General features: G+C 46.3%; 10 protein-coding genes. 9 read left to right on the top strand and 1 reads right to left on the bottom strand.

All coding sequences use genetic code 11. From position 1 onward, the window contains the following. Positions 1–82 precede the first annotated feature (82 nt). The 7 genes from GI364_RS18490 (at position 83) to GI364_RS18460 (ending at position 7,874) form a co-directional block, all read left to right on the top strand. Positions 83–790, top strand: a complete 708-nt coding sequence (locus GI364_RS18490; protein ID WP_198850689.1) for a GntR family transcriptional regulator — start codon at positions 83–85, stop codon at positions 788–790. A 258-nt stretch (positions 791–1,048) separates the two neighbouring features. Continuing rightward, entirely contained in the window at positions 1,049–2,116 is a 1,068-nt protein-coding gene (gene uxuA / locus GI364_RS18485) for a mannonate dehydratase (protein ID WP_198850688.1), read from the top strand. A 224-nt stretch (positions 2,117–2,340) separates the two neighbouring features. Then, positions 2,341–3,645, top strand: a complete 1,305-nt coding sequence (locus GI364_RS18480) for an ABC transporter substrate-binding protein (protein ID WP_198850687.1) — start codon at positions 2,341–2,343, stop codon at positions 3,643–3,645. Positions 3,646–3,734: 89 nt separating this feature from the next. Next, a complete protein-coding gene (locus GI364_RS18475) occupies positions 3,735–4,661 on the top strand; it encodes a carbohydrate ABC transporter permease (protein ID WP_198850686.1) in 927 nt (308 codons plus the stop codon). 11 nt (positions 4,662–4,672) lie between these two features. After that, the gene (locus GI364_RS18470; protein WP_198850685.1) at positions 4,673–5,518 is read left to right on the top strand and encodes a carbohydrate ABC transporter permease; all 846 of its coding nucleotides are present in this window, start codon (positions 4,673–4,675) and stop codon (positions 5,516–5,518) included. Positions 5,519–5,545: 27 nt separating this feature from the next. Then, the gene (locus GI364_RS18465; RefSeq protein WP_198850684.1) at positions 5,546–6,697 is read left to right on the top strand and encodes a Gfo/Idh/MocA family protein; all 1,152 of its coding nucleotides are present in this window, start codon (positions 5,546–5,548) and stop codon (positions 6,695–6,697) included. A gap of 100 nt (positions 6,698–6,797) precedes the next feature. After that, positions 6,798–7,874, top strand: coding sequence for a Gfo/Idh/MocA family protein (locus GI364_RS18460; protein WP_198850683.1), 1,077 nt, complete (start codon positions 6,798–6,800; stop codon positions 7,872–7,874). 116 nt (positions 7,875–7,990) lie between these two features. On the opposite strand, the gene GI364_RS18455 is transcribed toward GI364_RS18460, so the two are convergent. Next, positions 7,991–10,081, bottom strand: a complete 2,091-nt coding sequence (locus GI364_RS18455; protein WP_198850682.1) for an alpha-glucuronidase family glycosyl hydrolase — start codon at positions 10,079–10,081, stop codon at positions 7,991–7,993. 208 nt (positions 10,082–10,289) lie between these two features. Here GI364_RS18455 and GI364_RS18450 point away from each other — a divergent pair, with 208 nt between their 5' ends. Further along, complete coding sequence (locus tag GI364_RS18450) at positions 10,290–11,099, top strand: Nif3-like dinuclear metal center hexameric protein (RefSeq protein ID WP_198850681.1); 810 nt, start codon at positions 10,290–10,292, stop codon at positions 11,097–11,099. Between the two features lie 79 nt (positions 11,100–11,178). Further along, positions 11,179–11,946, top strand: coding sequence for an SDR family NAD(P)-dependent oxidoreductase (locus GI364_RS18445; RefSeq protein ID WP_198850680.1), 768 nt, complete (start codon positions 11,179–11,181; stop codon positions 11,944–11,946). The last annotated feature ends 71 nt before the right edge of the window (positions 11,947–12,017 follow it).

Here is a 12,017-nt window from a genome sequence, read left to right as displayed (position 1 = left end):
TGTATACAAGTATTCAGTACAATGTAATTATTACTCTAGTCAAACCATCGGTCATATCTGACACCGAAAGGAAAACGCCCTTATGCAAATGAGTACGATGTTCACAAGCGGCAAAAAGACCCTGTCAGAGCAAGCCTACGAATCTATTCGAGATTCTATTTTAACACTGCGTCTGAAACCGGGACAGACAATTTATGAATCTGAGTTGGCGGGCATGCTGGAGATGAGCAGAACACCGGTTCGTGAGGCGGTACGCATTCTTCTTGTCGAAGAGTTAATTGAAGTTCTTCCTCAACGCGGAATGAAAATTGCTCTTATATCTGAACGAAAAGTGGAAGACACGCGGTATGTTCGAGAGCTTTTGGAGGTAGGGTCCATTCGGGGAGTTGTCCGAAGCTGGAGCAGTGACGAGCCTCGTTGTAAGAGACTTCTTAGGGATTTGGAAATGAATTTAGAGTTGCAGAGGCAAGTGGAAGAAGAGGGGGATTTCGAGGAGTTCCTTCGCCTCGATGAGGTCTTTCATAGATTTTTAATGGGGGTAACCGGAAACAACACTCTCATTTCAATCGTTACGCAGATGCGGTCCCATCTCAATCGAGTGAGATCCCTGACCCTAAAAGAACTGAAAAATGCAGGGTCTCTAACCGACGAGCATCAACAACTCATCGACGCTTTGAAAGAAAAGGATGAGTCTCAGATGGTCGCAATCCTGACGAAACATCTGCGCCGCTTAAACGACGACATGAAAGTGATGAAGCAGGCTTATCCTTCGTATTTTGCTGAGCACTAGGCTCTCGCTTTGCGTCTGGACAGTTGAAACGGGTGTGGTTCCTACTTCAGTGTGGGAAGTATATATGTATATAACAAAATAGCCGTTATGGGTGTCACATGTTCTACAGACTATCCCGCATGCTGAATCAAAGGACGTCTCGGCAGCGGGATTCATCGTGCAGGAGACCGTGTGTCTGTTCATTGAGGTACTTGAGATGGTTATGTGGCTTACGTTATTTGCTAAAGTTGGAACATGGGGACAGGAGATGACACATCAGTGAAGATGACGTTTCGTTGGTTTGGTGAAGTTAACGATAGCATTCAACTCGAAGAGATTCGCCAAATTCCCGGAGTGACAGGAATTGTGGGGGCATTGTACGACGTTCCAGTGGGGGAAATCTGGACGTTGGATAAAATTCTGTCTATGAAGCACTCGATTAACAGTGCTGACCTGGAATTCGAGGTGGTTGAGAGTGTTAATGTACATGAGGATATCAAGTTGGGTTTGCCTGACAGAGACCTGTACATTCGAAACTACCAGGAATCTATCCGGAACCTAGGGAAAGCGGGCGTAAAGGTTGTCTGTTACAACTTTATGCCAGTGTTTGATTGGCTGCGGAGCGACTTGGCGTGGAAGTTGCCGGATGGTTCTGAAGTGCTTTACTACAATCACGAAGAGCTAAAAAATCTCAGCCCAGACCAATTGGTTCACGAAATGGAATTAGCATCTAACGGTTTTGAGTTACCTGGTTGGGAGCCTTATCGACTGAAGGAACTACAAGCTCTGTTTGAAAAATACAGAGCTGTCAGTGAAGAGCAACTCCTGGCCAATCTCAAGTACTTTCTCGAGAAAATCATTCCAGTCTGTGAAGAAGCAGATGTCAGGATGGCTATCCACCCAGATGATCCACCGTGGTCGCTATTCGGACTTCCTAGAATTGTAACTTCTCAGGACAGTATTGATAAAATTGTAAACCTCGTTGACAGCGAGTACAACGGCGTGACACTTTGCAGCGGGTCCCTGGGAGCAAATCGTGACAATGACATTCCGGGAATGATTCGACACTTTGGAGGTATGGGACGCATCCACTTTGCCCACGTGCGCAATCTAAGCTTTGTTGGGGAAAAATCATTTCACGAGACGTCTCATTTGTCCTCAGCTGGGTCGCTGGACTTATTTGAAATTATGAAGGCTTATCGTGACATTGACTTTCAGGGACACATTCGCCCCGATCACGGTCGAATGATATGGGGCGAGCATTCCAGACCGGGGTATGGCTTGTACGACAGGGCACTTGGAGCAACGTACCTCAACGGAATGTGGGAAGCTCTTGCAAAACTATGATATCACTCATGCATGTTGGCCCAATCCCGGAGCGGATATCGCCGCTAGGCACAGACTGAAGTAAGAGCGAAGGAAGCGCCGTCTTTCTTACAATGTGATAGCACGGAACTCTTTAAAGTCATCTTGACTTGGACTGTTTACACCATGGTTATATAGTAGTATGCTAGTATGTAAATTAGGTGTTTGAAGACAATGCAAGCACATTCATTAAAGGGGGCAGTACAATGAATCGTAACAAGAAAGCGCTTTTATCCATTGCCGGTGTGGGCTTGGCCGCGGCAGTAACGGTGACTGGTTGCGGAACCAGCAATTCAGGAACGAACGGTACATCTGGGTCTTCCGGCAAAACGGAGAATATTACTTTTACCTGGTGGACGACGCCTACAAGAACGAAAATGACGAAGAAAGCGGTTCAACTCTTTGAAAAGAAGTATCCCAATATTCATGTCACTATGACCTATGCATCATGGAGCGGCTACTGGCAAAAACTAGCTACAGAAGCGGCGGGAGGAAATTTACCTGACGTGATGCAGATGGATGCGTCTTATTTAGGTCAATACATCTCCCAGGGGTCTCTCAAGAATCTCACTAGCACTTCTATTGATACTTCAGGTCTCAGTAAAAGTGTTGCAGACCTAGGTAAAGTGAATGGGAAACTGTATGCGGTCCCGGTAGCTATTAATACATTCTGCAACATTTACAACCCTGCCCTGCTGAAAAAAGCAGGAATCAGTTTCGACCCGACTAAGAATTATACTTGGAATCAGTTTGCCAATATTCTCATTCAGGTTCACAACAAACTTCCTAACGTATATGGGTCTACCAACAACGTGTGGCAGGGAGCAGAACTCGCCTATTGGGCAACTTCTCACGGTGAGCGGGAGTTTAAAAACGGGAAAATTGGGATGAGTCAGCAGACTCTGACGAACTGGTTTCAGTACTGGTTGAATCTCGAGAAAAAGGGCGGGGTACCATCAGCGCAAAAGAGTTCCTCTTATACCCACTCAAAGCTTCAGGACAGTCCATTTGTGAAGAAAAAAGCGGCATTTACCTATATGCCTATCGGCGAAGGTCCTACTTATCAAAAACTACTTGGTAAACCCATTCAGAGAGTTTTGTTCCCGGATTGGAACCAGTCAAGTAAACCGTATATTCTCCATCCTGCTATGTACTGGACAATTTCATCAAAGTCTAAGCACCCCGCCGCTGCAATGAAACTAGTTAATTTCCTTGAAAACAACCCGCAAGTCTCGAAGACCTTTGGGAACAACCGCGGGGTAACAGCGAATAACAAGAACAGATCGGCCGATGCAGCGAGTCTTGGCGGAGTAACGAAAGTTCAGGACAAGTTCATGGCACAAGTGGAGAAAATCTCGACTCCTTTGCCGATTGATCCTCCGAATGCAGGGCCAATCAGCACAAAAGTCCTTAAGCCGATTGCACAAAAGGTGATGTTTGGGCAACTAACACCTGCTCAGGGTGCGAAAGAATTTATCAAACAAGCAAATCAAACGTTGTCTCAGAAATAGTCGAAGCGAATCGACCCCGCTAGCTAGTGCACTGGCGAGGAGCCTGTGTGAAGCACTGGCAGGCTCCTCACCTTTTAGGAGGTTCTGAAATGGGCTTGTCCCAGAACGTGGCAAAGACAGATGCTGTAAAACGGCCAGGGTTAAAAGTGCAAAAAAAGCAAAATGGGCCAGCCTATGTTTTTATGTCCCCGTGGCTGTTTGGCATGCTGTTTCTCACGGCAGGTTCCATGCTGTTTACATTCTATTTAGCATTTACAAATTACAATCTTCTCAGTTCGCCCAAGTTTGCCGGTGCGGCGAATTTCCACAGACTGTTGACGGACTCGGACTTTTGGATTGCGATTCGCGTGACATTTATTTACGTCATAGCATCCGTTCCCGTCCGGCTTGTTGCAGCGTTGCTGGTGGCACAACTGGTGAGCAAACCGATTCGAGGTATGGGAATTTACAGAGCATTAATCTATCTCCCATCCATGATTGCCGGCAGCGTTGGAGCATCTATAGGATGGAGGAAACTGTTTGGTCAAAATGGTCCAATTAATTCTTTTCTTCATCTCTTTGGAATTCATGGACCGATTTGGCTTGGAAATCCAGCTACAGCCATCATTGTGCTGGTTCTCTTAAATGTCTGGCAGTTTGGGTCCGAAATGGTAATCTTTCTTGCTGGAATAAAGCAAATTCCAGGATATCTTTATGAAGCTGCCACCATTGACGGGGCAAATACGATTCAGCGGTTCTTTCGTGTCACGCTGCCGATGTTATCTCCGATTACTTTCTTCAATCTACTGATGGGAACCATATCGTCATTTATGGTCTTCACGCAAGTCTTTGTCATTACGGACGGAGGTCCTCTAAACTCCACACTGTTTTATGTGTTGTACTTGTACCAGCAAGGGTTCCAGTTCTTCCACATGGGCTACGCTGCAACACTGTCGATTGTCTTGCTTCTCATCATTGCACTCTGTGCAGGAGTCCTTTTTTGGACATCTAAACTATGGGTGAACTACGATGTGTAGGGTGGTGCGTCATGAGAACTGCTAATGCTCGAGTGCGGTTAATACTCCGTCATGTTGTGCTAATCATTGTTTCTTTTCTGATGATTTATCCGATTTTGTGGATGTTTTTTGCTTCCTTTAAACCTGACAGTCAAATCTTTTCAAATTCCAGTCTGTGGCCCGCCACGTGGACCTTCGCACACTACATTGATGGATTAACAGGTAAAGCAGGTATGAATTTCGGCCCGATGTTTCTCCACTCATTTGAAATTTCGCTTATCGTTGTGATTGGCTCCCTGTTTAGCTCGGCACTCACTGGTTTTGCCTTTGCGAGATTGGATTTTACACTACGACGATTTCTGTTTGGTTTCATGTTGGGTACTCTCATGCTGCCAATTCAGGTATTGCTGATTCCACAGTACATTATTTTCCACAAGTTGAGTCTGATTAACACATTTATCCCATTAACGCTGCCAAGTTTCCTTGGTGTAAATGCATTTTTTATCTATCTAATGGTTCAATTTATCAGGGGTATACCAAAGGATTTGGATGAGGCGGCTACCATTGACGGCTGCGGCACATTTCGCTTGTTTGTGTCTGTCATTCTGCCGCTTACCCGGCCGGCTTTAATCACCATATCTATCTTTGCATTTTATTGGACATGGAACGACTTCTTTGGGCAAATGATTTATCTCAGCAACCCTCACATGTTTACAGTGCCCATTGGTTTAAATATGTTTCTCGATAATCTAGGGAATTCACAATGGGGCGATTTGTTTGCGATGTCCATCGTGTCAGTGATTCCTGTCTTTCTTATCTTTGTCTTCTTCCAGCGGTATCTTGTCGAAGGTATCACTACTCAGGGTCTTAAAGGCTAATCAATGATGAACATGGAGGAATGCATTGTGATTAACGTTGCCGTAATTGGCACAGGGGCAATTTCCTCTCGGCATCTCCAAGCATACCTTACCTTTGCGCAGGAGTGCACAATTAAGAGGGTTGCGGATATTGACTTGGCAAAGGCTGAAAAATCCATCTCTGAAAATCAACTGGATGCAATGGCGTCAGATGACTACAAGACGATAATTGAAGACCGATCCATCGATTTAGTTTCCATTTGTACACCGCCCTCGACACATGCAGAAATTGCGATTGCTTGTCTCGAGGCGGGTAAGCACGTGTTGGTTGAGAAGCCGATGGCAGCATCCCTTGAGGATTGCGATAAGATGATTGCAGCGGCACAGGAGAACGGCAGACTTTTATCAGTTGTGGCTCAAAATCGATTCCAGTCTTCCTGGATGAAGCTAAAGAAGCTCTTGGATGAGCAAGCAGCAGGGAGAGTTCTTCATGCTCAGATAAATTCATACTGGTGGCGCGGTCTGAGTTATTATGACTTGTGGTGGCGGGGGACTTGGGAAAGCGAAGGCGGGGGATGTACTCTTAACCACGCAGTTCACCACATTGATGCTTTGCAATGGATGATGGGACTTCCAACAGAGGTCCATGCCATGATGAGCAATGTTGCACATCAAAATGCTGAAGTCGAAGATATTTCGATGGCGCTCTTACGCTTTGAGTCCGGCGCCTTGGGACAGATTACTAGTTCAGTTGTTCACCACGGACAGGAACAGCAATTGGTATTTCAGTGCGAACGGGGAAAACTATCGGCACCTTGGGACTTGTACGGGTCAATTGCAAAGGAGAACGGCTTTCCACAACGAGATGCACAATTGGAATCGGAGATACAGGAGGCTTACGACAGCCAGGATGAGGTTTCTTACGAAGGGCACACAGGGCAAATTGAGAATGTTCTTTCAGCTATTGCCGGACAAAGTGAGTTATTGGTGACGGGTGAGGAAGGTCGAAGAACATTGGAACTTATTACAGCGATTTACGCCTCAGCTTCCAGAGGGATACGGGTAGATTTACCGCTGGACTCAGACGACCCCTTTTACACGAAACGCGGGCTGCTGGAGAGTGTTCCTCATTTCTATGAAAAGTCTGCCTCAGTGAAAGACTTTGAAGCCAATGAAATTACCACGAAGGGGAACTATTAGGCAGAGTCTTCAGTTATAGATGCGTAGAGCTTTGCTCGTAATGAGATGATGTGCAGACAGCCGGTTGCAAGCTCTACCGTTGCGCAAAGGAGTTTTGTTGATGGGAAAGAATGACGGCATGAACTATGCACCGCAAGGCAGACCCAAACCAGTCTGTCAAAAGGGAGAGTTTGTTATGGCCGTTGTTGGGCTTCATCACGGCCACATCTACGGTATGACCAATGGCTTGTTGGAGGCCGGCGCTCAAATCAAATGGGTCTACGATGACGATAAGCAAAAAGTAGCAGACTTTGTACGGCGGTATCCAGAGGCAAGGGCAGCCTTATCCGAATCTCAAGTCCTTGAAGACCCTGATGTGCAGTTGGTGGCAAGTGCCTGCATTCCGTGCAATCGGGCGGAACTCGGGATCCGTGTGATGGAACACGGAAAAGACTATTTTGTCGATAAGGCACCCCTTACAACACTAACGCAGTTGGAGCGTGTGAAACAAGCAATTTCACGCAGCAGTCGCAAGTATCATGTCTATTACAGTGAACGACTCCATGTGGAGAGTGCTGTCTTTGCAGGGCAATTGATTCAAGACAACGCCATTGGCCGGGTCGTACAAGTACTTGGAACCGGTCCGCACCGGATGAATGCGCCGAGCAGACCGAAGTGGTTCTTTGAGCGGGAACGTTACGGCGGAATCTTGTGCGATATTGGAAGTCATCAAATTGAACAATTTCTATACTTCAGCGGTGCAAGTGATGCTGAAGTGATTTCTAGCAAAATTGCGAACTACAACCACAAGCAGTATGCCAATTTTGAAGACTTTGGAGATGCGACTCTTGTGGCCGACAACGGAGCAACCAATTATTTTCGAGTGGACTGGTTCACTCCCGACGGACTCGGCACTTGGGGGGACGGCCGTACGTTTATCCTGGGCACGAAAGGCTACATAGAGTTACGAAAATATATTGATATCGGGAGAGACCCTGACGGCGATCACGTCTATCTCGCAAACGACGAGGGAGAATACCACATACCTGTGAAGGGGAAGGTGGGGTATCCTTACTTTGGTGATTTAATTCTCGACTGTCTGCACCGTACGGACAGAGCAATGTCTCAGGAACATACGTTAAAGGCTGCTGAACTGAGTGTTCAGGCTCAGATGCAAGCCATTGTTGTCGAAAACTAGAGGCATTGGCAATTTAATTTGATGAGTGGTACTTGAACTGGGCATATATCAGAAAACAGCAGAAAGCCGGCCTCAGCAGGGGCCGGCTTTCGAGTGGGGCAGCAAAGGTGGATTAATTAATAAATATGTCGCCCCTTTTCATCCTTCGTTCCCGATTTTCGGTAGAAGTATGTGTTGATGATGTCCCGCCATTCTTTAGCGTGTTCCGCTTGTTCTTGCAGCTTTCTTTGCACTTGCCTAAACCGCTGATAGTCAACTGCTTGTGACAGTGAGTTCCATTGCTCCAAGAGAGCCTGGGCTTCGTCCGCTCCTTGAAAATGGGAATCGTAAATGTGTTGAATGACCGTTTTACCTGACTTGAGTTGATGGTCGTAGGGAACATGGTGGAAAAAAAGGAGCAACTCATCCGGGCATGAAGAAAGAGAATTGTAGTTTTCCTTGTTTGGAGAGAAGTACTGCGCGGTAAATCCTGTACCTGACTCACTGGTTCTGTCTACCCCAATTCCGCTGCAGTCTGCGAAGTGGTAGGTTCCCCATTTTGAGTATTCGTAACCGTCTACATTTGGACCATAGTGATGGCTTGGGTTAACCATCCATCCTACCCCTAACGGGGCCGTGTAATTTTCATAGACAAACCAGGAACTTAACAACATTCTGGTCACAGTACTAACAACAGTTGGATTGTGACCAAAGGTGAGACGGACCCATTCGTCTGTGATTTGTTCGGAACTCAATTCGGGATTCCAGGACAGTCTGCCGTACCCAAACAAGTTTGCTTGAGCTAGTAGATGCCCTGTCCAATTGCTGTCGTCTCCTACATTCGATACTGCCGCAAATCCACCTAGGGGCCTGTTGAACAAGTCTCCGCTGGCGATCTTATCTACAGTCGAGCCCTCTCCTGTTGCGTAGGTGTCAAAACTAATGATTTCCTTCCATTGGGGAACCAGATAGCAAAGGTGTTTCTGTTGTCCTGTGTACTCCTGTGTAATTTGCAATTCTAATAACTGGTTTGTCGACATGAGTCCTCCCAGCAAGGGAGAGACTGGTTCCCTCACTTGGAAATCCATTGGACCATTCTTAATCTGTAATATGACGTTATCTTTGAACTGTCCGTCAAGTGGTCTAAAGTGTTCGTAAGCAGCTTTGGCGCGGTCTGTGGTGCGGTCTCTCCAGTCTTGCAGACAGTCGTAGACAAAGCAGCGCCAGATGACGGTACCGCCAAAGGGTTTTAAAGCATTTGCCAGTGCGTTCGCACCATCTGTATGAGTCCTTCCATAGGTAAACGGTCCCGGTCTAAACTCCGAATCTGCTTTTACGAGAAATCCTCCAAAATCAGGTATGTATCCATAAATTTCTTCCGCTTTTGTGGACCACCATCTTTGTACCTCAGGCTCAGCGGGATCGGCTGTAGTCAGGGACCCAATCTGAATCGGGCTGGCAAAGTTGATGCTGAGGAAAATACGAATGCCATACTTTCTAAATACAGTTGCAACTCGGGCTACATCTGGTAAATACCTCTTGGTAATGAGCCTTGTTTCAGTGTCGTGCACATTTACATTGTTAAGGGAAATCGCATTAATCCCGATTGATGCTAGTAAACGCGCATAGTCTTGTATGCGGTCAAAGTCAGCTGTGAACTCGTTGTCCTGATAAAAGATGGATTTGCCGGCGTACCCTCTTTCGATACTTCCATCCATGTTATCCCAATGATTAATCATCCGCAGTCGATTCTTTGGCGTTTCTAGCACAGAAATGTCAGTGAACTGTTGGCCAGTCTGAAGCATTTTTAGAAAGTGGAATACTGCATACAAACAACCGGCATCACTTGCGCCTGCCAGTACTATCGCTGCTGAATGTTCTGTCTTTACTGCTTGAATTACATAGCTATCCGGTGTCAAGGACTCTGGGTTTGGAATGTCTATCAAACTGCTTACTAGCCCATCGCTTTGTAACAATCCCAGTACGAGCCCGTGCCCATTTTGACGCGTGTTGGCAATCATCGGTTCAAACTTGAACATAGAGGCAATTCCCCTACTTAACTCAGATACTGCAGTTTGCAAGACCAGAGAGCTCTTGGGCAGCGCGATATGCCGACAGTACTCCTGAATCTCCCTGGCGTTCGACTCGAGATCTGCGGGAGTATAGCGGAGCCAAGCCTCGTAACCGGTTTCAGTGGATGTGCTAGCGGGATTGCTCGAATATTGCATGAGTATGTCCTCCATTGTACAATCATTATTGTGTATATACTAGTATTCAAGTCTCTCTTAGAATTATAGTAAATGTCGTGTACATGTTCAAATGTCTTTGTAAGGTTGTGAGGTGTATGCACGGCCGTAACATGTAAATAACTCCTGTCTAGTCGTTTTGTTTGGGACAAATCGAGCGGTTCAGTCAGGGATGGAGTGATGATTCGTCATGCCAACGGTTGGAGAAGTGATTCGCAAGGTAACTGGATGGCTTGGTCCTGTCGAGAGTAGGGTTGATACGCTCAAGTCGGGAAGTACGGAAGCAGAAGTCAAAGGTATCGTGACGACTTTCATGCCGTCTTATAGCGTACTTCTGCAAACAGCCCAACTTGGTTCAAATTTGGTGATTGCACATGAGGCGCCTTTTTATCACCACATGGATAAAGTCGAGATGTTGGAAGATGACATTGTGTTTCGGAGAAAGCAAAACCTTATTGAAAAGAAAGAAATGTCTATTTTTCGGTTACACGACCACATGCACCGAAATAACCCGGATGGAATTGTTCAAGGGCTGATTCAGGACCTGGATTGGTCTAAGTATATCGTCCAGCCGAGTATCGAGGGGCTGCTCCCGCTGAACACTCCGCCATTGTCCATTCCAGCCATCAGCCTGAAAGCTGTGGCTGAGTATGTAAAGAGGAAGCTGGATGTATCCTATGTGAAAGTTGTCGGAAATCTTTCCATGCAGTGTTCACGTGTTGGCGTCTTACCAGGTTATACGGGGGGTGGTGAGTTGGCTATTCCTTTTCTTCGCCGAGAAAATTTAGATCTAGTGATTATTGGGGAGGGTCCAGAATGGGAAACTCCGGAGTATGTCCGCGATGCTATCGCTGTGGGCATGCACAAGGCCCTGATTATTATCGGACATTTAAGGAGCGAAGAATCTGGTATGAAGTATCTAGCAGAATCCGTTAAGTCGATGTTTCCATTATTACCTGTGCAATTTATTGCTGAGGACCCGCCGTTTCAACTGGTGTGAACACCTTGGGCAGACTCATTTTATAACAAAAAAGTACTGTGCTTAAACTTGAGAATGATAAGTTGGGAGAGTGTTGAAAATGCGTTTGCAAAACAAATCAGCCTTAATAACAGGTGCGGGGCGAGGTATTGGCGGAGCGATTGCACGACGGATGGCACAAGAAGGTGCGGATGTTTTTCTAGTGAGTCGCACAGATACAGAGTTGCAGCAACAGTGTAACTGGGTTAGGTCACATACGAGTGCTAATGCGAAGAGTTTTGTCGCGGATGTCAGCAATCCAGAAGAAGTCGAAGAGAGCGTATCTAAAGCTGTAACTTCCATGGGCAAAGTGGATATCCTGGTGAACTGTGCAGGCATATCGGCGGCTGGTGCGTCCGAAGCCTTAGCCTATGAGGATTGGAAGCGTTGCTTGGATATCAATCTGAATGGTACGTTTTTTTACTGCCAGGCAGTTGGAAGACATCTGATAGAGACGGGGAACGGGGGCAAGATCATCAACATTACTTCTATCGTTTCTCACGCAGCAATTCCAGAACGAGCGGCTTACGCTGCAAGTAAAGGAGGGGTTAAACAATTAACGCAGAATTTGGCGGTGGAATGGGCAAAGCACAACGTGCAAGTGAATTCAATTAGCCCTGGTTTCATTATTACGGAGATTGTTGAGGAGTACATAAAACAGGGTGTTCATAATCCGGACAAGATGATTGCGAAGATTCCTGCAAGGCGTATGGGAAAAGTTGACGACATCGCTGGGCCGGCAGTTTTCCTGGCGTCCAGCGATTCAGACTACATGACAGGTACAACACTAATTGTGGACGGCGGCTTCTTGGCGTATGGATACGTTTAATGAGGTCAATAAGCGCCTTCATCTAATAGTTATTTACGGAATTTCGAGGTACGATATAATTATCTGAAATG

Origin of the sequence: Alicyclobacillus sp. SO9 (genome assembly GCF_016406125.1) — a bacterium.
Taxonomy (GTDB): domain Bacteria; phylum Bacillota; class Bacilli; order Alicyclobacillales; family Alicyclobacillaceae; genus SO9.
Note: the sequence above shows the minus strand (reverse complement) of the source record. Positions and strands in the feature narration are given on the sequence as shown.

Bases quoted from the DNA above. Each gene is read 5' to 3' on its own strand.
- GI364_RS18490 (WP_198850689.1), top strand. From the start codon at position 83: ATGCAAATGAGTACGATGTTCACAAGCGGCAAAAAGACCCTGTCAGAG.
- GI364_RS18480 (WP_198850687.1), top strand. From the start codon at position 2,341: ATGAATCGTAACAAGAAAGCGCTTTTATCCATTGCCGGTGTGGGCTTG.
- GI364_RS18475 (WP_198850686.1), top strand. From the start codon at position 3,735: ATGGGCTTGTCCCAGAACGTGGCAAAGACAGATGCTGTAAAACGGCCA.
- GI364_RS18470 (WP_198850685.1), top strand. From the start codon at position 4,673: ATGAGAACTGCTAATGCTCGAGTGCGGTTAATACTCCGTCATGTTGTG.
- GI364_RS18460 (WP_198850683.1), top strand. From the start codon at position 6,798: ATGGGAAAGAATGACGGCATGAACTATGCACCGCAAGGCAGACCCAAA.
- GI364_RS18455 (WP_198850682.1), bottom strand. From the start codon at position 10,081: ATGCAATATTCGAGCAATCCCGCTAGCACATCCACTGAAACCGGTTAC.
- GI364_RS18450 (WP_198850681.1), top strand. From the start codon at position 10,290: ATGCCAACGGTTGGAGAAGTGATTCGCAAGGTAACTGGATGGCTTGGT.
- GI364_RS18445 (WP_198850680.1), top strand. From the start codon at position 11,179: ATGCGTTTGCAAAACAAATCAGCCTTAATAACAGGTGCGGGGCGAGGT.